Genomic DNA, 20,467 nt, shown 5'->3' with positions numbered 1-20,467 from the left:
GATGGACTCAACCGACGTACCGACGACGCAGAAGGACACCACATGGCAACGCTGACCCATTGGATCAACGGACAGACCGTCACCGCAGACACCGACACCCGCCTCGGCGACATCACGAACCCCGCCACCGGGGTCGTCAGCGGCCAGGTGGCACTGGGCTCGAAGACGACCGTGGAATCGGCGATCGCCGCGGCCTCGGTCGCCTTCCCCGCCTGGCGCGACACCTCGCTGTCTCGGCGGACGTCCATCCTCTTCTCCTTCCGAGAGCTGCTCAATGCCCGCAAGCAGGAGCTCGCCAAGATCATCACCGCCGAACACGGCAAGGTCCTCTCGGACGCCCTCGGCGAAGTCGCCCGCGGGCAGGAAGTCGTCGAATTCGCGTGCGGCATCGCCGGCCACCTCAAGGGTGGCCATACTGCGAACGCCTCGACGAGCCTCGACGTCCACTCTCTTCGCCAGCCGCTCGGCGTCGCCGCGATCATCTCCCCCTTCAACTTCCCGGCCATGGTTCCGATGTGGTTCTTCCCCGTGGCCATCGCCTCAGGAAACACCGTCGTGCTCAAGCCCTCCGAGAAGGACCCGACGGCCGCGAACTGGCTCGCCGAGCTGTGGAGGGAAGCGGGCCTGCCCGACGGCGTGTTCAACGTCGTCCACGGCGACAAGGAAGCCGTCGACACGATCCTTGAGAGCCCCGACGTCGCCTCGGTGTCCTTCGTCGGGTCGACCCCGATCGCAAAATACGTCTACGAGAACGGCACGGCCGCCGGCAAACGCGTCCAGGCGCTCGGCGGAGCGAAGAACCACATGCTCGTCCTGCCCGATGCGGACCTCGACCTCGCCGCCGACGCCGCCGTCAACGCCGGCTACGGGGCAGCCGGTGAGCGCTGCATGGCGATCTCCGTGGTCGTCGCCGTCGACTCCATCGCCGATGAGCTCGTGGCGAAGATCGCCGAGCGCACCACGACCCTGCGCGTGGGCGACGGGGCGACCGAGCCGGACATGGGACCGCTCGTCACCGCGGCCCACCGCGATAAGGTCGCCGGCTACATCGATGCCGGCGCCGAGGCGGGGGCGACGGTCGTTCTCGACGGTCGAGAGAACACCCCGACCGACGGGTTCTTCCTCAACCCGACGCTGTTCGACGACGTGACCACCGACATGTCGATCTACACGGACGAGATCTTCGGACCAGTGCTCTGCGTCGTCCGCGTCCCCGGCTACGACGAGGGCCTCGACCTCATCAACGCCAACCCGTACGGCAACGGCACCGCGATCTTCACCAACGACGGGGGAGCGGCCCGCCGCTACGAGAACGAAGTCGAGGTCGGCATGGTCGGCATCAATGTGCCGATCCCCGTGCCCGTGGGCTAATACTCCTTCGGCGGGTGGAAGAACTCGCTGTTCGGCGACACCCACGCCTACGGCGACGAAGGAGTCCACTTCTTCACCCGCGGCAAGGTCGTGACCTCACGCTGGCTCGATCCCAGCCACGGCGGACTCAACCTCGGCTTCCCGACCCACGACTGATCAGACCACCACGGACGTCCGCCCCGACCAGGGGCGGGCGTTACGACGAACCACTTCGGCGAAGGAGCAGCCATGACCACCACCGCGGATTCCCCGCTCACCGAATCGCCCCTCGGCGCTGATCGCACGGGTGCCGATCGGATCGGCCCCGACCTCATCGAGGCCGGGCGCCGCGCCCACGAACTCGATCGCGCCCACGTCTTCCACTCCTGGCAGGCACAGGGACCGTTCGACCCGATGACGATCGTCGACGCCGCCGGACCCTACGTCTGGGACGGTGAGGGCCGAAAGCTGCTCGACATGTCATCGCAGCTGGTCAACACGAATATCGGCCACCAGCACCCTGCCGTCGTTGCCGCCATCCAAGAGCAGGCCGGCAAGCTGTGCACGATCGCGCCGCAGCACGTCAACGATGCCCGCTCCGAGGCGGCACGACTCATCGCCGAACGCACCCCGGGCGACCTCGACCACGTGTTCTTCACGAACGGGGGCGCCGACGCGAATGAGCACGCGATCCGGATGGCCCGGCTGCACACCGGCCGAACGAAGGTGCTCTCGGCCTATCGCAGCTACCACGGCGGCACGCAGTTGGCCGTCAATGTCACCGGCGACCCACGCAGATTCGCCAATGACTACTCCGCCGAAGGCATCGTCCACTTCATGCCCGCCTACCCGTATCGGTCGTACTTCAACTCGACGTCCGAGGCCGATGAGACCCAGCGGGCACTGGCCCACCTCGAGGACATGATCATCCTCGAAGGACCCGGAAACATCGCAGCCCTCATCCTGGAAACCGTGCCGGGCACCGCAGGGATCTACGCGCCGCCGGCCGGCTACCTCGCCGGCGTGCGCGAGCTGACGGCGAAGTACGGGATCGTCTTCATCGCCGACGAGGTGATGGCCGGATTCGGTCGCACCGGTCGCTGGTTCGCCCTCGACCACTGGGACGTCACCCCGGACCTCATCACCTTCGCCAAGGGTGTGAACTCCGGGTACGTCCCGCTCGGCGGGGTCGCCATCTCCGAGGCGATCTTCGAGACCTTCCGCGACCGGGCCTACCCGGGCGGACTGACCTACTCGGGACACCCGCTCGCCTGCGCGGCAGCGGTCGCGACGATCACCGCGATGGAGGACGAGGGGATGATCGCCAATGCGGACCGCCTCGGCGAGGACATCATCGGTCCGGCCCTGCGGGAGATCGCTGAGTGTCACCCCTCGGTCGGGGACGTGCGCGGACTGGGCTGCTTCTGGGCGGTCGAACTCGTGAAGGATCGGACGACGAAAAAGCCGCTGGCGGCCTACGGCGGCAGCTCCCCGGAGATGAACGAGATCATCGCCGCGCTCAAGGCCGAAGGCGTGCTGCCGTTCGCGAACTTCAACCGAATCCACGTCGTGCCGCCGCTCAACACCCCGGATGAGGACGTCAGGTTCGGGCTCGCCGCCCTGGGCCGGGCACTCGAAGTCGCGGATCGGTACGTCGCGGAGTAGATTCGGCACGTTTGCAGGAGGCGCCGCCTCGGCGAGGCTGCGCCGCGGATTCCGCGGATGAGCACGGGACGTGGGAGCCGCCTCGGCGAGGGATCGCTGTACACGGGCGCCGTTCGGAAAGTGAGAGGAATTGCACTCTCACCCGGACGGGGACCGTTTGCGCACGTCAAAAGTGAACAAAAGGTGAACGAGGTGGAGTAGGGTCGAATTGCGGGTGAAGAGCAGTTGAATCTGTGGGTAGACTTCTGCGGGATAGTGATGGCTGGCCGTCAGCTGCATCATCCACGGTCCGAATAGTGTCTACACCCAAGGTCGATTAGTGGAAATCATCTTCGTCGTCGTGCTCGTCATCGCACTGGCACTGTTCTTCGACTTCACCAATGGCTTTCACGATACGGCCAATGCCATGGCCACCCCGATCGCGACCGGAGCCATCAAACCGAAGGCCGCGGTCACGCTCGCTGCGATCCTCAACCTCGTCGGCGCCTTCCTCTCCACCGAGGTGGCCAAGACCATTTCGGGCGGCATCATCAAAGAAGGCGGCGGGGGAGTCCAGATCAGCCCCTCGTTCATCCTCGCCGGCCTCATCGGCGCCATCATCTGGAACATGGCGACGTGGCGCTTCGGCCTTCCGTCGTCCTCGTCCCACGCACTCTTCGGCGGCCTCATCGGCGCGGCCATCGTCGGTGCCGGGTTCAGCTCCGTCGACTACGGAGTGTTCCTGTCCAAGGTCGTCATCCCGGCCCTGGCGGCTCCGCTCATCGCCGGCTTCAGCGCCTATCTGTGCACTCGCATCGCCTACGCGATCACCCGCCGCAACGAAGAGGGCAAGACCGCTCGCCGTGCGCCGTTCAAGTACGGACAGATCTTCTCGTCCTCGCTGGTGGCGCTCGCCCACGGTACGAACGACGCACAGAAGACGATGGGCGTCATCACCCTCGTCCTCGTCTCCGCGAACCTGCAGGAGCACGGCACCGGCCCGCACCTCTGGGTGATCACCGCATGTGCTCTGGCCATCGCGCTGGGCACCTACGTCGGCGGTTGGCGCATCATCGACACCCTCGGCACGAAGCTGACGACGGTCAAGCCCGCACAGGGCCTGTCGGCTGAGACCTCGACGGCGGCGGCCATCCTCGCCTCCTCGCACCTCGGCTTCGCTCTGTCGACGACGCAAGTCGCCTCCGGTTCCGTGCTCGGTTCGGGACTTGGCCGCAAGGGCGCCGACGTCCAGTGGTCGACGGCCGGACGGATCGCCTCCGGCTGGCTGCTGACGATTCCGGCCGCCGCGATCGTCGGCGGTGTCGCCGCCGGAATCGCTCACCTGGGAACGGTCGGCGTCGTCGTCGACACGATCGTCGCCGTCACCGTGGTGCTGTGGATCTATCTCAGCTCCCGCCGGGTCGAGGAGACGGACATCTCGAACTTCGACACCGTCGGCGAAGCCGTCAACATCCGCGGCCGCAAGCGCAAGCTGCGCAAGGACCGCAACCGCAAACGCGCTCAGGAGAAGCGGGAAGCCCGCTACGAAGCCTGGGCCGAGAAACAGGCGGCGAAAGAGAAGCGCCGTGCTCACCGCGACACCAAGAAGAACGAGGCCGTGCCTGCCGATGCGGGGAGTGCCTCGAACACCGGAGCCGATGCGGGCCGTTCAGATGCGAGCGATAGGGGAGACGCGAAATGATCGAGTGGAGTTCGTTTGCCATCGTTGCGGCCGCCACATGGATCTCGGCCATCGTCGTCATCACGCTGTTCTCCGTTGCCGTGCGCATGCGCGCGACACATCTCGACCGGGTCGACGAGGGCCGCAGCAACGCAGGGCTGCCGGTCGCCTACTGGACGGTCTTCGGAATCTGCGGAGCAGTCGTGCTGCTCGGCGTCTACCTCATCGTCCCGGCGCTCCACGGCGCCTGACGACTCGGGCGGCGATCGCTTGCCGTCGGCCACTGCCTGCCGTCGACAGCCGCTTTGAGCGACCATCACTCACCGGCAGCGTCACGTCCACCCTTTAGCGCGCCATCACTCACCCTTAGCTGCAGCGCATACAACTGCAACGGCACAACGTGACGCTGCGACGACGTTTTGCTTCCACCGGTGCTCAGCGACAGCAGCGGTGAGGGATGCTCCGTGGTGAACAGGTACCTATGTTCGTGCCTTGGGAGTAGCGGCGACAGTCGGCACCAAAGGTGAGGGGTGCAGGCCTCCCAGCTGTCACGGAATACGACAATCCCCCAACCACCTCGGCGGCGGTTGGGGGATTGTCGATGAGCGGACGACTCAGGCCGTCGGCAACTCAGCGGAACTGCTCAATCAAGCGAGACTCAGCCGAACTACTCAGGCGAGGCCGAGGCGCTCGCGAAGGTTCTCGACCTCGGCGCGGAGTTCGGCCGGAACCGAATCGCCGAGCTCGGCGTACCATTCCTCGATGAGGCCGAGTTCGGTCTCCCACTCTTCGGGCTTGATGGCGAGAGCCTTGCGCAGCTGCTCGTCGGTGAAGTCGAGCCCCTCGGTGTCCAGGCCGCCTTCGACCGGGGTGAGGCCGAGCGGGGATTCCTGAGCATCGGCGGTGCCGGTGACGCGCTCGAAGACCCACTTGAGAACGCGGGAGTTCTCGGAGAATCCGGGCCACAGGAACGAGTTGTCGTCGTCGCGGCGGAACCAGTTGACGTAGAAGATCTTCGGCAGCTGGGCACCCTCGGTGTTGCCGATGTTGATCCAGTGCTGCAGGTAGTCACCGACGTTGTAGCCGATGAACGGGCGCATCGCCATGGGATCGCGGCGGACGACGCCGACGGCACCGGTGGCAGCAGCGGTGGTCTCCGAGGAGAGCACCGAGCCCATGAACACGCCGTGGGTCCAGTCCTTGGTCTCGGTGACCAGAGGCATCGTGGTCTTGCGGCGACCGCCGAAGAGAATGGCCGAGATCGGCACACCGTTCGGGTTGGTCCACTCGGGAGCCAGGGTCGGCACGTTCGCGATCGGGGTGCAGAAACGCGAGTTCGGGTGAGCGGCGGGGGTGTCGGACTCTGGAGTCCAGTCGTTGCCCCTCCAGTCGGTGAGGTGAGCAGGCGCCTCGTCGGTCTTGCCTTCCCACCACACGTCACCGTCGTCGGTCAGAGCGACGTTGGTGAAGATGTTGCCGCCGGCCTCGATGGCGCGCATCGCGGTCGGGTTCGTCGTGTAACCGGTGCCCGGGGCGACGCCGAAGAGACCGAACTCGGGGTTGACGGCGTAGAGCTGGCCGTCCTCGCCGAAGCGCATCCACGCGATGTCATCACCGAGGGTCTCGGCCTTCCAACCGGGGATGGTGGGTTCGATCATGGCGAGGTTGGTCTTGCCGCAGGCAGAGGGGAACGCCGCGGCGACGTACTTGACGACGCCTTCCGGGCTCGTCAGCTTGAGGATGAGCATGTGCTCGGCCAGCCAGCCTTCGTCGCGGGCGATCGCCGAGGCGATGCGCAGCGCGTAGCACTTCTTGCCCAGCAGCGCGTTGCCGCCGTAGCCGGAACCGTACGACCAGATGGCGCGTTCTTCGGGGAAGTGGGTGATGTACTTGGTGGTGTTGCAGGGCCAGGCGACGTCTTCCTGTCCCTCTTCCAGCGGCGCGCCGACCGAGTGGACGCACTCGACGAACTTCGCGTCCTGTGCGTCGATCGCATCGAGGGCGTACTTGCCCGAGCGAGCCATGACGAGCATGGAGAGCACGACGTAGGCCGAATCGGTGACCTCGATGCCGAACATCGGCTGGTCCGCCTCGGCGTGGCCCATGACGAAGGGGATGACGTACATGGTGCGTCCGCGCATCGCGCCCTCGAACAGCGGATTGAGGGTCTCCTTCATCTCCGCGGGAGCCACCCAGTTGTTGAGCGGACCGGCATCCTTCTCGTCCTCGGAGCAGATGTAGGTCCGGCCCTCGACACGGGCGACGTCCTCGGGGTCGGAGGCCGCGTAGTAGGAGTCCTTGGTGCCTTTGACACGCTGGATGGTGCCGGCCTCGACGAGCTTCTCAGCGATCTCGTTCTTCTGTGCTTCGGAACCATCGATCCAGACGATGTCGTCCGGGGTGGTCAGGGCGGCGATCCGGCTGACGAACGAGAGCACCGACTTGTTTTCGGTCGGTGCGTTCTTCAGCTGGTCAGCGACGACATCATGGTCGAGGACAGTCATGAGTGGTCTCCTGGTCAATCGAGAATGGGGTTAGGTGTCCGGCGGCTGGCGTCCGTCGAGCGGTTGGTACACATCCACCGTAGGATGGGGGCGGAAGCGAAATACGCGAGTTTCGGTCACTCGAAGATGTGCATTGGATCACAGCCGAGCACTGTTTGGCGTGAATGAAGCAAATGTATGACGTGTTGTTTCATTGCATTGACTGATTTTTTCACCGATCATTGTCGGCTGAAATCTGCGATTTCATCCCCTTTCGCCGAGGCGGTTCTGACCGTGAGTGCGAATGTGGCGAAGCGCACGTGGATGCGATTTGAGCTTCGGCGAAACGGGTGTGTATAGTTGTTCGAGTTGCAGGGCGTGAGTCCGAGCGACATGCGCCACTAGCTCAACGGATAGAGCATCTGACTACGGATCAGAAGGTTGGGGGTTCGAATCCCTCGTGGCGCACCGAAGGAAAGTCCCTCACCAGGCAGGATTGCCGGTGAGGGACTTTTTCGTATGCCTGGAGTCGGCCGATCTGGGGTTGATGAGGGTTATAGGCCGAAAAGTGTGTACAGGATGGCTCGCCTGCCCAGCAGAGAGCAGGGCAGGTTGAACATGACTATTGATCCGAAAGTTGGGTTCTGTTGAGTGCTGTGATGAGGAAGGCCCGTCGTCATCGTGAGGAGTTCGGCGAGGTCATCATGGTCTTCGCCGACCGCCCAGGGCCGAAGACCGTGACGGCATTCGTCCTCGGGTGGGTGATCTTCACCGGTCTGACGTTCATCAACCCGGGGGAGACGCCAGTGCTGGCGGTGGCTCCCGGCATCATCTTCGCGGTGATGTTCGGTCTGATCCTTCTCTATCTCTCCGGTGAGCGCCTCATCGTCTGTGAACGTGGGATCCTTGTCGGCTCCATTGCTCCGGGCATTCGCCCCTACGCCATCCCCTACCAGCAGATCACGCGCGGCAGCATTGCCGGGGTTACCGGCGCGAACAGATATCTCAAAGAGGTCGGACTGCAGGGACAGCTGGCGCAGTCGACTCTGCGGGCGTCGTGGTGGACGAAGAACGGCGTCCACTTCGTTGCCTGTTCGGCTGATGGTGCCAGGCGCGGGCGCAGGCGTTTCACGCTGGCGCTCGACCCGATTCCACGGTCGATCGACGGCCGCTGGATCTGGTTCGCCGGAACAGGCCGACAGTCCGCGAACTCGGCGATCGAGGTTATCGCACGGGCCGCCTCGGCGGCGGGGTATCCGCAACTGGCTCAGGCTGCGCTCGACCGCGGAGTCGTCGAGCTGACGGGCAACCCCGAGAACGCGCACCGCCAGATGCCCGGCCACCCGCCGGTCCGCCGAGGCGGGGTCAGGTAGCAGAGACTCGGGTCATCTGGCGGCGAGAACGGCCTCACGCTGTTCGATCGAGAGGCGCTTGACGGCCTCGCGAAGTGTCACCCCGGAGGCACGGTGAGCAGGCGGGAGGATACAGTCGAAGACGAGGTCGGGGCGTTTGCGCGAGGTATCGCGCAGCACCCAGCCGATGGCCTTGCGGATGAAGAACTCTTTCTCCTCGAGCATCGCATCGGCGAAGCGAGAGAACCGGTCGAAGTCCCCGCGTCCCTGCCGCAGCGGAACCAAGTGCGCCAGCAGTGCCGAGCGGCGAATCCAAAAGTCGTCATCGTGCGCCCAGCGTTCGAGAACAGGATCGAAACCGGGATCCTGTTCGCTCAGCGGGCCGACGAGATCCCCGGCCAGAGGATCGACGAGAGCCCAGGTCTTCGCCTCGCGAAGCAGGCTCTCGATGAGGTCGGCATCCCCAGCGCCGAGGCGGTCCTGCGATTGGATGAGCACCATCGTGGCCGCGGCGCGACGTTCATGGACAGGCCCGGATGAATCTGTCGGGGCGGCCCAGAGGAGCCGCACCAGCTCGGTGACCTCGTCGTGGCTCAGCCTCGTCCCGCGCAAGGCCGCACGGACGACGGCTCGAGTATCCGGGACGCTCACTCCGAAATGGATGAGTTCGCTCTTGAGGTAGGCCTTCTCCTTTTGGGCGCGTTCGCTGCCGCCACGGGCACGCAGGTCTCGGTCGACCGCCTCGGCGAGGGTCCCGACGTCGATCCGGGATTCGGAAGTCATGGAATGAATCATTCCACGGCCGCGCACAGCTCTTATGTGCACCGCGGGTCACGGTGACCGCGCACCGCGAGGATGCACGCGGCAGTCCGCGGTGAATGCGAAACGGCCGGCAGGCGGACTCCGTCGATCGCATTGATCGGGGAGTGCGCCCGCCGGCCGTTCTCTGTTCTCAACCGGAGGCCGCGAGTCTCATGCTGCGCGGTACCTCCGGAAGTTCTGGGGGCCTCTGACTCGGATGGGCCTCAGCCCGTTCGGGACCTCAGTCCGTGCCGGCGTCGAAGGCCGAGGAGAGGTTGGCGAGGTCGCTGGCCTCGTCCACTTCGGCGTTGGAGTTCGCGATCTCCTCGGCGCCTCCGGCTTCCAGCGAGCCGACGAGCTCAGAGGTCGGGCCGGACACGATGCCCATGGCAGCGTACTGCTCGAGGCGGGCACGCGAGTCGGCGATGTCGAGGTTGCGCATGGTCATCTGGCCGATGCGGTCCTCGGGGCCGAAGGCGGAGTCGCCCACGCGCTCCATCGACAGCTTCTCCGGGTGGTAGGACAGGTTCGGGCCCTCGGTGTTGACGATCGTGTAGTCGTCGCCGCGGCGCAGGCGCAAGGTGACCTCGCCGGTGATCGCCGAGGCGACCCACCGCTGCATGGATTCGCGGAGCATGAGCGACTGCGGGTCGAGCCAGCGTCCCTCGTACATCCGGCGACCGAGGCGGCGGCCCTCCTCGTGGTAGAGGGCGATGGTGTCCTCGTTGTGGATGGCGTTGAGCAGGCGTTCGTAAGTCACGTGCAGCAGCGCCATGCCCGGGGCTTCGTAGATTCCGCGGGACTTCGCCTCGATGATGCGGTTCTCGATCTGGTCGGACACGCCGAGTCCGTGGCGGCCGCCGATCTCGTTGGCCTTGAAGACCAGGGCAACGGGATCATCGAAGACTTCGCCGTTGATGGCGACTGGCCGGCCTGCCTCGAAGCGGACGGAGACCTCTTCGGACTTGACTTCGACGTCGTCACGCCAGGCGGCGACGCCCATGATCGGTTCGACGATGTCGAGTCCGGCGTCGAGGAACTCCAGGGTCTTCGCCTCGTGGGTGGCGCCCCAGATGTTCGCATCCGTGGAGTAGGCCTTCTCGGCCGAGTCGCGGTAGGGGTAGCCGTGCTCGACGAGCCATTCGCTCATCTCCTGCCGGCCGCCGAGCTCATCGACGAACTCCGAGTCGAGCCACGGCTTGTAGATGCGCAGCTTCGGGTTGGCCATGAGTCCGTAGCGGTAGAACCGCTCGATGTCGTTGCCCTTGTAGGTCGAGCCGTCGCCCCAGATGTCGACGCCGTCTTCCTTCATGGCGCGCACCAGCATCGTGCCGGTGACAGCACGGCCGAGGGGAGTGGTGTTGAAGTAGGTCTTGCCGCCGGAGCGGACGTTGAACGCACCGCACTGCAGGGCGACGAAGCCCTCCTCGACGAGCAGACGCTTGGCGTCGACGAAGCGGGCGATCTCGGCGCCGTATTCTTTGGCGCGATCGGTCACCGATTCCAGATCCGGTTCGTCGTACTGGCCGATATCGGCCGTGTACGTGCACGGGATGGCGCCCTTGTGGCGCATCCACGCGACCGCGCAGGAGGTGTCCAGTCCGCCGGAGAAGGCGATTCCAACGTGCTCACCGACTGGGAGCGAAGACAGTACTTTCGACATGGCACCAGCGTAACGGCTCTTTGGTGCGATTGTCGAATTGTTATGCATGGGAATGTATTTTTATGTGATCAGGGCGGACGGGACGGCGGCCGTCCCTACCGTAAATCTCGCCGAGGCGGCCCCGATGATGGCTATCGTGTGCGGATGACGAATCCTCCCGCGCCCCAGTTCGCCATCCGCGCCGAGACGTCCGATGACATCGACGCCATCCACGCATTGACCGCGGCCGCCTTCAGCCAGGTGGACGAGGCGGAGATCGTCGACGCTCTCCGCGCTTCCGGCAACGGGATCGAAGGACTCTCGTTCGTCGGCGTCCTCGACGGTGAGGTCATCGCCCACGCCATGCTCTCCCGCTGCTTCGTCGGTGAGGTCCCCGGAGCCTGCCTCGCCCCCTGTTCGGTCCAGCCCGAGCATCAGCGCACCGGCGTCGGCACCGCCGTCATCGAGGCGTTGCTGACCGAGGCGTCCCACAGGGGTGAGGCGTTCGCCGTCGTCCTCGGCCACCCCGAGTACTACCCGCGCTTCGGGTTCACCCCGGCATCCGGATTCGGCATCACCCTCCACGTCGACGTCCCCGACGAAGCGCTCATGGCGATGCCGTTGGCCGGCGAGGCGTCTGCCGGGGCATTGGTCTTCGCGCCAGAGTTCGGGGTCTGATCCGGGGCCGCCGCGCCTCACCCCGTTCGCCGGAAGGATCCACGCCCGACCCCGCGCCACCTACAGCTTCGCACGGTGGGTGCGGATCGCCTCGGCGACGGCGATGGCGTCACCTTCGGGAGCGTCGGACTTCCGATCCGGACGTGCCGTGAACAGGTAGATGAATCCGGCGACAAGCACGACGGCCAGACCGATGATCACGATCCAGTCGGCGAAGAACGACCCGGAGTCGCCGGGCAGCGACAACAGGATCATCGCGAAAACTCCGTAAGCAAGGGCCGCGATGTTGACGACGATGCCCCAGCCGCCAAGCGACCACGGTCCCGCCGGCTTCCAGCCCTTGACCCGCTGTCGCAGCGCGCCGAGGACGACCATCTGGAAGGCGAGGTAGATGCCGAGGATCGCAAACGAGGTCACGGCGACGAGGATGCCGTCGTTGAACCAGATGAGCACGCAGATGAGAGCGGGTGCCGTGCAGGCGACGATGAGAGCGTTGTGTGGGATCTTCGTCCCGTCGGTGACCTTCGACAGCCACCGGTGGCCGGGCATCATTCCGTCGCGGGCGAAGCTGAAGATCAGCCTCGACGCGGCGGCCTGCAGGCTGAGCACGCAGGAGATGAACGCGAGGATCGCAACGAGCAGGAAGATCTTCGCACCGACATCGCCGAGGCTGCCGGCGAGGATCGCGGGAATCGGGTCGGCGACCTCGCCGGCGACGATCTCATCGAGGTTCGGTGCCGCGAGCACATACCCGCCGAAGGAGAACAGGGCCGAGATCGCGCCGACGAAGATCGTCATGAGCATGGCCTTCGGGATTCCGCGAGCCGGGTTCGAAACCTCCTCGGCGACGTCGCCGCAGGCTTCGAAGCCGTAGAAGAGGAAGAGCCCGGCGACGGCGGCACCCAGGAACACGGGCAGATAGCTGCCGTCGCCGGCGGTGCCCATGGTGTCGAAGAAGACTGAGAAGCTGTGCTTGCGTTCGAAGATGAGCAGGAACAGGCCGAGGCCGATGACTCCGATGAGCTCGGCGAAGAGCCCGATGCGGGCGATTCGGGCCAACCACTTCGTGCCCGAGAAGTTGATCGCCAGAGCAAGCACGAGCAGAACCAGAGCGAGAACGAGAGTGGTGGTGCGGTTGAGCTCGAGCCCGAACAGGCTCGCGAGGAATCCGGCACCGAACTCCGACACCGAGGTGATCGTGACGATGAGTGCGCAGATGTAGACCCAGGCGGCCATCCACGCGTAGCGCTTGCTCCACAGGCGTCGGGCCCAGGGGTAGATGCCGCCGGCGATGGGGAACTGGGAGACGACCTCGCCGAAGACGAGGGCGACGAGCAGCTGACCGCAGGCGACGATGACGATCCACCAGATCGACGGTGGGCCTCCCGTGGACAGTGCCACGGCCAGCAGGGAATAGACGCCGACGAGCGGGGAGAGGTAGGTGAAGCCGAGGGCGAAGTTCGCCCACGGACTCATCGACCGCTCGAACGAGTCACCGTAGCCGAGGACAGCAAGGTGGTCGGAGTCGGAGAGGTGGTCGCCGGTGCCGCGGCGGCCGGGGGAATTGTCGGCGCCCGAAGGGTGATGGGCGTCGGGGAGATGGTCGGACATGGTGATGTTCCTTCATTCGAATCGTCGTTGATTCCGTTTCCGTTCGTCATCGTAACCCCGATTCCCCGCCTCACGGCTGACTGCGATTTCATCCTCGCGGCGGAGGTGCCGGGCGACGCCCCGTCATAGCGTGGAATCACAGGCACGGATCACCGTCGAACCGGTGGACACAGTGCAGGAACGAGGAGGAACCGTGAACACGCAGACGCACACTCAGGCAGGATTCGCCGAGGCGACCGGACCGACCGAGCCATCACCTCAGCCCGCTGTCCCACCCCACCCGCCCGGAACGACGGATTCCATGCCCGGTCCTGCCGCCTCGGCGATGGATGGATCGCACACCCCCACCGAGGAGGTCGACGCGAAAGGGCGACCACTCGCCGTCGTGCCCTCCCGGGCCCCGTGGCTGGAGATCGGCGTCTTCGCTGTCATTGCCTTCGGCGTCGCATGGCTGGTCTGCCTGCCGCTGTGGATCTCCGAAGAGGGGATCGGCGACCCGGCCCTGCTCCTGACCTGCGGCAGCGCCATGATGTTCACTCCGCTCATCGCCAGCATCATCGCCTCCATCGTCCAGCGGCGACGGGCCCGAGCCAGAGGAGAGGTCCTGGCCAGCGCTCCCCGCTACTTCGGCTTCTGGCCCCTACGCAGCTTCGGGCGCGTCCTCGGAACGACCATCGCCTCCTTCTTCGGGATCATGGTGCTCGTCGTCCTCGGCTACCTTGTCAGCTCGGCTTTCGGATGGCTCACTCTCGACCTCGACGGACTGTCCGGGTTCAAGGCGCAGCTGGACATGATTCCCGGGGCGAACGCACTTCCCACGGCAGCCGCCATCGCCATCTATCTGCTGCTCATGGTCGTCGGCTCGGCGGCCAACATCGGCGTGACGATCGGCGAGGAATTCGGCTGGCGCGGATGGCTGCTCACCAGCCTGCGCCCCTTGGGCGCCTGGCCCGCACTGCTCATCATCGGCATCGTCTGGGGTCTGTGGCATGCACCGCTCATCCTGCTCGGCTACAACTTCGGCCGCCCCGACATCACCGGAGTGGGCTTCATGGTCGGCGGCTGCATCATGGTCGGCATCCTCTTCGGCTGGTTGCGCCTGCGCACCGGATCCGTCTGGCCGGCCGTGTTCGCCCACGCCGCACTCAACGGATCCGCAGGCATGTTGCTCGCGCTGTTCCTCGACACAGGGGCGCAGACTCCGGATCCTGCTCTCACCGCATTCCTCGGTGTCGCCGGCTGGATCGTCTCCGCGATCGTCATCGCGGTGCTCATGGCCACCGGGCAGTTCCGGAAGCAGCCGGAGCTCGGAATCAAGAAAGCCAAGCGAGTGCAGGCCGACCTCGAATTTTGAGGCCCGGCCCCGGCGTCGGCTAGGCTCAAAATCCGATCAACCGGAATCCCAACCCTCACAGGAGCCTCATATGACCTTCGGACCTTCGCTGCTGCAGACCGCCGGACGCGTGTTCACCGCACCGATCTTCATCAGCGGCGGCTACTCGGCCGTCACAGATCCGGCAGGCAAGGCGGCGATGGCCGAATCGACCCTGGACGCCATCCGCGAATATGTGCCCGGACTTCCCGAAGACAACGAGCTGCTCGTGCGCATCAACGGCGGCGTCCAGATCCTCGCCGGCACCACCCTGCTGCTCGGAATCAAGCCGCGACTCTCGGCACTCGCACTCGCCGGGTCCCTCATCCCGACCACCCTCGCCGGACACTCCTTCTGGGAGATGGAAGGCGGAGAGGCGAAGGCCCACCAGACGCAGTTCTCGAAGAACCTCGCCACTCTCGGCGGGCTGCTGCTCCTCCTCGGAGCCGGCGAGAATCAGAAGGCCATCGACAAAGCAGCTGCCAAAGCCGCGGCGAAGGCTGCGAAGAAGGCGGAGAAGCGCGCCCTCAAGCAGGCCTGAGGCATGACGCACCCGTCCGCCTGTGATGCCTCCGGGCAGGAGGCCGCGGATGGTGTGCCTGCCGCTTCGATGTCCGCCGACGAGCCCACAGTCTGCGCTCGTCCGCCCGACCGACAGAATCCTGCGACGACCCCTGGAAATCCGCGCAGAAACGCCTATGCTTCAACCATGGCCAAGGCACTCCTCATCGTCGATGTCCAGAACGATTTCACCGAAGGCGGCGCGCTCGGCGTGACCGGCGGCGACGCGGTCGCCGAAGGCATCAGCGCCCACCTCGCCACCCAGGCCGGTGACTACGACGCCGTCATCGCCTCCCGCGACTGGCACGACGCCGACAATGACAACGGCGGCCACTTCAGCGACGCCCCGGACTTCGTCGACAGCTGGCCGGTCCACTGCGTCGCAGACACCGCGGGTGCGGCATTCGACCCGCTCCTCGACACCGCTCTCATCACGCATGAGGTCCGCAAGGGCCAGGGCAAACCCGACTATTCGGCCTTCCAGGGGATCACGGAAACGGGGAGCCGCCTCGGCGAGCTTCTGGACGATCTCACCGTCACCGAGGTGGACGTCGTCGGGATCGCCACCGACCATTGCGTGCGCGCCTCCACTCTCGACGCCCTGAGCGCGGGCCTGAAGGTCCGCGTGCTCACGGACCTCGTCGCAGGGGTCGGTGAAGACTCGAGCAAGGCAGCCCTCACGGAGGTCGAAAAGGCGGGAGCCGACCTGGTGTGAGTCGCTGACTCTCAACCCTTCGCCTCTGACATCGCCCCAGGTCAGAGGATTTTCTCCATCGAAAGTTGGAGGTCGATTCCGAACTCTTCGGCGATGTGCGCCGGTCCGCGGGCTGATGGACTGGAGTCATGAACTCACCACTGGCGAAAACCGCACATACGCTGACCTCGAAGCGCGGTTCGTGGCTCGTCCTCGGCGGGATCGTCGTCCTCGTCGCTCTGATCTTCGGACTCCTGTCCGGGGCAGGAGAAGACCGGGCCAACGAATCCGCACCGGCGAACTCCGAATCCACACAGGCGCAGAAGATCCTCGACGAATTCCCCGAGGCGGACAAGCAGTCCGTCATGGTCGTGGCCTCGAACGAGGACGGATCCGAACTCTCCGCCGACGATCAGGCCGAACTCAAGGAACTCGGCACCTCGCTCGGCGACTCCGTCGGAGACGAATCCATGGACCCCGTCACCGGGCCGATCCTCAGTGACGACAAGCAGGCAGCCCTGCTCATGGTCCCCATCACGGTGGGCATGACGAACTCGGACACCGCCGAGACCGTCGATGACCTGCGCACCGCCATCACCGACGACCCGACCGCTTCAGGACTCACCGACGCGGGCATGTCCCTGCTGGTCACCGGCGGGCCCGCGATCGGCGCCGACATCGCGTCGGCGTTCAACGGCGCAGACTTCACGCTGCTCATCGTCACCATCGTCATCGTGGCCCTCCTACTCATCATCACCTACCGCTCACCGATCCTGTGGCTGCTGCCGCTCATCGTCATCGGCACCGCCGACGGGCTGGCCTCGACCGTGACCGCGGCCGTCGGCGACTGGCTCGACCTGCAGTTCGATGCGGGAATCATCAGCGTCCTCGTCTTCGGCGCCGGCGCGAACTACGCGCTGCTGTTCATCTCCCGCTACCGCGAGGAGCTGCGTCGCTTCGTCGACCACCGCTCAGCGCTCGCCGAAGCTTGGACGCACACTGCGACGACGATCCTCGCGTCGAACCTCACCGTCGTCCTGTCCTTGCTCAGCCTCGTCTTCGCCATCATCCCCGGCACCCGCGGCCTGGGCATCACCGCCGCCGTCGGCCTCCTCATCGCTGCCGCCGCCGTCCTGTTCGCCCTGCCCCCGGTGCTCGCGATCTGCGGGAAGAAGATGTTCTGGCCCTTCATTCCGAAGGTCGAGGACGCTGACGCAGAGCAGAACAAGGACGAAGAGCTCACCCCCGCCGAGGCGGCCGCCGCCGACCGTTCCACCGCACCTGCAGGTGCGGCCAAGCCTTCGATCTGGCGGACCATCGCCACCCGCGTGGTCCGCAGACCCGGGCTCCACCTCGGTGCCGGGATCGTCATCCTCGGTGTCATGGCCACCGGTTTCATCGGATCGTCGATCGGTCTCGATCAGACCGAGAAGTTCCGGGCCCAGTCCGAATCGGCGCAGGGGCTCGACGTCCTGGCCGACCACTTCCCGCCCGGCGAATCCCAGCCGATCTGGATCGTGGCTGATACCGACCGTGCCGATGACGTCGTCGATTCGGTCAGCGATATGAATGGCGTCGTCCGCGCCTCGGCGATCGAGGATACGAACGTCGATGGCACCTCCGTCACGAAGATCATGGTCACCGGCGAGTACGAACCCGACAGCGCGAAGGGACTCGACCTCGTCGAGGACATCCGCAGTGACGTCCACGCCATCGACGGAGCGAACGCCCAGGTGGGCGGGGCTGCGGCCACAGAACTCGACGCCCGCGACGGCAACCAGACGGACTTCTTCACGATCGTCCCGCTGGTCCTGGCGATCAGCTTCATCATTCTGCTGGGCATCCTCCGCGCACCCATCGCGGCGTTCACCCTGCTGCTCGTCAACGTGGTGTCCTCGGCCGCGGCGATCGGACTCGGGGCCTTCCTGTCACGGACGATCTTCGGTCAGTCCGCGCTCGATGCGCAGGTGCCGATCCTCGCGTTCCTCTTCCTCGTGGCGCTCGGCATCGATTACTCGATCTTCCTCGCCCACCGTGCGAAGAAGGAGTCCGTCCTCCACGGCGGACGCCAGGGCATGATCGAAGCCGTGGCCCACACCGGCGGCGTCATCACCAGCGCCGGAATCGTCCTGGCCGGAGTATTCGCGGCACTGGGCATGCTACCGCTGATGGTCCTCGGCCAGCTCGGCCTCATCGTCGGAGTCGGAGTGCTCGTCGACACGATCATCGTGCGCACCGTCATCGTGCCCTCGATCTTCGGGCTCGTGGGCGACAGGATGTGGTGGCCGAATAAGTCGATCACCCACTTCCATGAGAACGCGGAAGCCGGTGTGCCCAGTGGAGCGTCGGACGGCAGCACGGCGGACGGTGACGAACACTCCACCCATCTGCTCGCTGAGAAGGAATTCGCGGACTCCGGTTCCGGAACTCATCGCGGCAAGCACTGAGCACTCACGCTGGGTGAGCCCGGGCGATGATGCGGATCGTCGCCCGGGCCGCTTCAGCCTCTGTGCCGGACCCCCTCGGCCTCTGCACCTGGTCGCGCAGATGTCACACCACCGGGGTCCGGGATGTGGTTGAGTTGGCAGGGAGATCATGACAGCACAGGATCACCGCTTAGGCACTTTCATCGCCGAGGCTGACCAGCAGGAAGGAGGCAACGTGGGCGCACGCAGATGGACAGAACGCACGATGGAGTTCGGTCAGCACGCCATCGCGCTCGTCCTCATGCTCATCTCCGGCCTCCGGGCGGTCTCCGGCGGCGCTCCGCTGCTGCCCACCGTCGCCGTGAGCGTGGTGTTCCTCGCCTGGTACGCCCTCGGTGCCGTGCGCGCGGCTCGTTCGGGCGCACTGGTGCTGGCGAAATGGTGGCTCATCGTCCTCGCTGTCGCCTGGCTGTGCACCCTGCTCGTGTCCGCTGAATTCATCTGGGTCGCCTTCCTCCTCTGGCTGCTGGCCGGCCATCTCTTCTCCCTGCGCATCGCCATCGTCTTCACCGCGCTCACCTACATCGCGACGGTCGTCGCTCCGCTCGCGCACTACGGACAGGTGCCGACCCCGAGCATCATCGGCTCCCTCATCGGTGCCGTCTTCGCCCTCGGGTTGTCCCGCGGCTATATCGAACTGCTGCGCGAAGGCCGCCGTCGTGAGGAGCTGCTGCGCTCCCTCGAACTTGCCCACCAGAATCTGCTCGATCTGCAGGACGAGCTCGCTCTGACCCAGCGGCATGCCGGCGAGATCCAAGAACGCACCCGCGTCTCCCGCGATATCCATGACACGATCGCTCAGTCGATCTCGTCGATCCGGCTCATCGCCCACGCCGAGGCGGAGCGCACCACCGATGGCCATGCCGGGCAGGTGCTCGCCCAGGTCGAGGATCTCGCCGCACAGAGTTCCCGGGACGTGCGTCGCATCATCGCCGCGCTCGCCCCGGCCGAACTCGAGGACGGGGCTCTGACCGCAGCGATCCGTCGTCTGCTCACCCGCCTCGAGGAAGACAGTTCGATTGCCGGTCGCCTCGACGTCGACGAGACACTGCCGACACTGTCCGCCGAGGTGGAGGTGGCACTGCTGCGAACTGCACAGTCGGCGCTGGCCAATGTCCGCCAGCACTCGCAGGCCGGCCGGGTGATGGTCAGTCTCATGGACCTCGACGGGGCGATCAGGATGGACATCGTCGATGACGGAGTGGGCATGGCCGACCCCGAGAAACGACAGCGGAACCCGGATTCAGGCTTCGGCCTCGACTTCATCGGATCCAGGATGCGTGAACTCGGCGGCGAGCTCGTCATCGAATCGAGTCAGGGATCCGGCTTCGCAATTTCCGCGACTCTGCCCAGCCAATCCCAGCTGCACACCCGCGGTGAGGGCCTCAGCACCGCTGACGAGGGTCCGGGCACGGAAACGGCGGGCCGCCTCGGCGAGGGTGACGGCACACGTGAGAGCACCGACACAGGAGAGAACGCATGAGCATTCGAGTCGTCCTCGTCGACGATCACCCGGTCGTACGCGCAGGGTTGAAGTCTGTCATCGACGCGCCGGACCACATCGCCGTGATCGGTGAAGCCGGAAGCGGAGAGGAGGTGCTCTCCGTCGTCGACGAACTGGGTCCCGACGTCGTCCTGTGCGACCTCCGGCTGGGGGAGGGGATCGATGGAATCGAGGTGACGAAGCGGCTGCGGGCACGGCCGAACCCGCCGGCAGTGCTCATCCTCACCACCTTCGACCTCGACTCGGAGATCGTCGCCGCGCTCAACGCCGGGGCCTCGGGGTACCTGCTCAAAGACATCGACCCGGGAGACATCTCAACGGCGATCGAGAAGGCGGCGAGGGGGGAGACCTATATGCCCCCGGAGATCTCGTCGAAGGTCTTCGCCGCGATGCGCAACCCGAGTCCGAAGCTGACCCGAAGAGAGCGCGACGTCGTCAAACTTCTGGCCACCGGGGCCTCCAACGCCCAGATCGCCCAGGAGCTCTTCGTCACCGAGGCGACCGTGAAGAGCCACCTCGTCAACGTGTTCACGAAGCTCGGAGTGGACTCACGGGCCCGCGCCATCCGGGTCGCGGAGGACCAGGGGCTGGTGTAGAGGCAGGCAGGT

The 20,467-nt window shown here is 65.7% G+C and carries 15 protein-coding genes, 1 tRNA gene and 1 pseudogene; 13 read left to right on the top strand and 4 right to left on the bottom strand.

What is annotated here, in order from left to right:
• The first annotated feature begins 42 nt into the window (after positions 1 to 42).
• From GUY30_RS15390 to GUY30_RS15375, 4 genes and pseudogenes are all read left to right on the top strand, one after another.
• A pseudogene (locus GUY30_RS15390) lies at positions 43 to 1,527 on the top strand (CoA-acylating methylmalonate-semialdehyde dehydrogenase).
• Positions 1,528 to 1,599: 72 nt separating this feature from the next.
• Positions 1,600 to 3,015, top strand: coding sequence for an aspartate aminotransferase family protein (locus GUY30_RS15385; RefSeq protein WP_167199433.1), 1,416 nt, complete (start codon positions 1,600 to 1,602; stop codon positions 3,013 to 3,015).
• 319 nt (positions 3,016 to 3,334) lie between these two features.
• Complete coding sequence (locus tag GUY30_RS15380; protein WP_167199430.1) at positions 3,335 to 4,696, top strand: inorganic phosphate transporter; 1,362 nt, start codon at positions 3,335 to 3,337, stop codon at positions 4,694 to 4,696.
• The gene (locus GUY30_RS15375) at positions 4,693 to 4,926 is read left to right on the top strand and encodes a hypothetical protein (protein ID WP_167199427.1); all 234 of its coding nucleotides are present in this window, start codon (positions 4,693 to 4,695) and stop codon (positions 4,924 to 4,926) included. The genes GUY30_RS15380 and GUY30_RS15375 overlap by 4 nt, the downstream gene beginning before the upstream one ends.
• Positions 4,927 to 5,346: 420 nt before the next feature.
• On the opposite strand, the gene GUY30_RS15370 is transcribed toward GUY30_RS15375, so the two are convergent.
• Entirely contained in the window at positions 5,347 to 7,179 is a 1,833-nt protein-coding gene (locus GUY30_RS15370) for a phosphoenolpyruvate carboxykinase (GTP) (protein WP_167199424.1), read from the bottom strand.
• Positions 7,180 to 7,553: 374 nt separating this feature from the next.
• Between GUY30_RS15370 and GUY30_RS15365 the strand changes: the two genes are divergently transcribed.
• Both GUY30_RS15365 and GUY30_RS15360 read left to right on the top strand, forming a co-directional pair.
• A tRNA-Arg gene (locus GUY30_RS15365) sits at positions 7,554 to 7,626 on the top strand.
• A 191-nt stretch (positions 7,627 to 7,817) separates the two neighbouring features.
• Positions 7,818 to 8,531: a hypothetical protein gene (locus GUY30_RS15360; protein WP_167199421.1), complete on the top strand. Its 714-nt coding sequence runs from the start codon at positions 7,818 to 7,820 to the stop codon at positions 8,529 to 8,531.
• A gap of 12 nt (positions 8,532 to 8,543) precedes the next feature.
• On the opposite strand, the gene GUY30_RS15355 is transcribed toward GUY30_RS15360, so the two are convergent.
• Both GUY30_RS15355 and argG read right to left on the bottom strand, forming a co-directional pair.
• A complete protein-coding gene (locus GUY30_RS15355; RefSeq protein ID WP_228281449.1) occupies positions 8,544 to 9,293 on the bottom strand; it encodes a DNA alkylation repair protein in 750 nt (249 codons plus the stop codon).
• Positions 9,294 to 9,552: 259 nt separating this feature from the next.
• The gene (gene argG, locus GUY30_RS15350) at positions 9,553 to 10,974 is read right to left on the bottom strand and encodes an argininosuccinate synthase (RefSeq protein ID WP_139467983.1); all 1,422 of its coding nucleotides are present in this window, start codon (positions 10,972 to 10,974) and stop codon (positions 9,553 to 9,555) included.
• Positions 10,975 to 11,118: 144 nt separating this feature from the next.
• Between argG and GUY30_RS15345 the strand changes: the two genes are divergently transcribed.
• Entirely contained in the window at positions 11,119 to 11,631 is a 513-nt protein-coding gene (locus GUY30_RS15345) for a GNAT family N-acetyltransferase (RefSeq protein WP_167199415.1), read from the top strand.
• A 60-nt stretch (positions 11,632 to 11,691) separates the two neighbouring features.
• Here GUY30_RS15345 and GUY30_RS15340 read toward each other — a convergent pair whose 3' ends face one another.
• The gene (locus GUY30_RS15340; protein ID WP_228281448.1) at positions 11,692 to 13,242 is read right to left on the bottom strand and encodes an APC family permease; all 1,551 of its coding nucleotides are present in this window, start codon (positions 13,240 to 13,242) and stop codon (positions 11,692 to 11,694) included.
• A gap of 193 nt (positions 13,243 to 13,435) precedes the next feature.
• On the opposite strand from GUY30_RS15340, the gene GUY30_RS15335 reads away from it, so the two are divergent.
• From GUY30_RS15335 to GUY30_RS15310, 6 genes are all read left to right on the top strand, one after another.
• Positions 13,436 to 14,596 (top strand): CPBP family intramembrane glutamic endopeptidase, encoded by a 1,161-nt coding sequence (locus GUY30_RS15335; protein ID WP_228281444.1) that lies wholly within the window; start codon positions 13,436 to 13,438, stop codon positions 14,594 to 14,596.
• A 70-nt stretch (positions 14,597 to 14,666) separates the two neighbouring features.
• Positions 14,667 to 15,155 carry a DoxX family protein gene (locus tag GUY30_RS15330; RefSeq protein WP_167199412.1) on the top strand — a complete coding sequence of 163 codons (489 nt, stop codon included), beginning with the start codon at positions 14,667 to 14,669 and terminating at the stop codon, positions 15,153 to 15,155.
• Positions 15,156 to 15,323: 168 nt separating this feature from the next.
• The gene (locus tag GUY30_RS15325; protein WP_167199409.1) at positions 15,324 to 15,890 is read left to right on the top strand and encodes an isochorismatase family protein; all 567 of its coding nucleotides are present in this window, start codon (positions 15,324 to 15,326) and stop codon (positions 15,888 to 15,890) included.
• A 128-nt stretch (positions 15,891 to 16,018) separates the two neighbouring features.
• Positions 16,019 to 18,316 (top strand): MMPL family transporter, encoded by a 2,298-nt coding sequence (locus tag GUY30_RS15320; RefSeq protein ID WP_167199406.1) that lies wholly within the window; start codon positions 16,019 to 16,021, stop codon positions 18,314 to 18,316.
• Between the two features lie 148 nt (positions 18,317 to 18,464).
• Positions 18,465 to 19,838 (top strand): sensor histidine kinase, encoded by a 1,374-nt coding sequence (locus GUY30_RS15315; RefSeq protein ID WP_228281443.1) that lies wholly within the window; start codon positions 18,465 to 18,467, stop codon positions 19,836 to 19,838.
• Positions 19,835 to 20,455, top strand: coding sequence for a response regulator (locus tag GUY30_RS15310; RefSeq protein WP_167199403.1), 621 nt, complete (start codon positions 19,835 to 19,837; stop codon positions 20,453 to 20,455). The genes GUY30_RS15315 and GUY30_RS15310 overlap by 4 nt, the downstream gene beginning before the upstream one ends.
• Positions 20,456 to 20,467: the final 12 nt, after the last annotated feature.

The sequence above is a fragment of the Brevibacterium pigmentatum genome (genome assembly GCF_011617465.1).
Taxonomy (GTDB): domain Bacteria; phylum Actinomycetota; class Actinomycetes; order Actinomycetales; family Brevibacteriaceae; genus Brevibacterium; species Brevibacterium pigmentatum.
This window is presented reverse-complemented; position numbering and strand designations above follow the sequence as displayed.

Excerpts from the sequence above, each read along its gene's own strand:
- GUY30_RS15320 (WP_167199406.1), top strand. The coding sequence starts at position 16,019 with ATGAACTCACCACTGGCGAAAACCGCACATACGCTGACCTCGAAGCGC.
- GUY30_RS15315 (WP_228281443.1), top strand. The coding sequence starts at position 18,465 with ATGACAGCACAGGATCACCGCTTAGGCACTTTCATCGCCGAGGCTGAC.
- GUY30_RS15340 (WP_228281448.1), bottom strand. The coding sequence starts at position 13,242 with ATGTCCGACCATCTCCCCGACGCCCATCACCCTTCGGGCGCCGACAAT.
- argG (WP_139467983.1), bottom strand. The coding sequence starts at position 10,974 with ATGTCGAAAGTACTGTCTTCGCTCCCAGTCGGTGAGCACGTTGGAATC.
- GUY30_RS15325 (WP_167199409.1), top strand. The coding sequence starts at position 15,324 with ATGGCCAAGGCACTCCTCATCGTCGATGTCCAGAACGATTTCACCGAA.
- GUY30_RS15385 (WP_167199433.1), top strand. The coding sequence starts at position 1,600 with ATGACCACCACCGCGGATTCCCCGCTCACCGAATCGCCCCTCGGCGCT.
- GUY30_RS15310 (WP_167199403.1), top strand. The coding sequence starts at position 19,835 with ATGAGCATTCGAGTCGTCCTCGTCGACGATCACCCGGTCGTACGCGCA.
- GUY30_RS15355 (WP_228281449.1), bottom strand. The coding sequence starts at position 9,293 with ATGACTTCCGAATCCCGGATCGACGTCGGGACCCTCGCCGAGGCGGTC.
- GUY30_RS15360 (WP_167199421.1), top strand. The coding sequence starts at position 7,818 with ATGAGGAAGGCCCGTCGTCATCGTGAGGAGTTCGGCGAGGTCATCATG.
- GUY30_RS15375 (WP_167199427.1), top strand. The coding sequence starts at position 4,693 with ATGATCGAGTGGAGTTCGTTTGCCATCGTTGCGGCCGCCACATGGATC.
- GUY30_RS15370 (WP_167199424.1), bottom strand. The coding sequence starts at position 7,179 with ATGACTGTCCTCGACCATGATGTCGTCGCTGACCAGCTGAAGAACGCA.
- GUY30_RS15330 (WP_167199412.1), top strand. The coding sequence starts at position 14,667 with ATGACCTTCGGACCTTCGCTGCTGCAGACCGCCGGACGCGTGTTCACC.
- GUY30_RS15345 (WP_167199415.1), top strand. The coding sequence starts at position 11,119 with ATGACGAATCCTCCCGCGCCCCAGTTCGCCATCCGCGCCGAGACGTCC.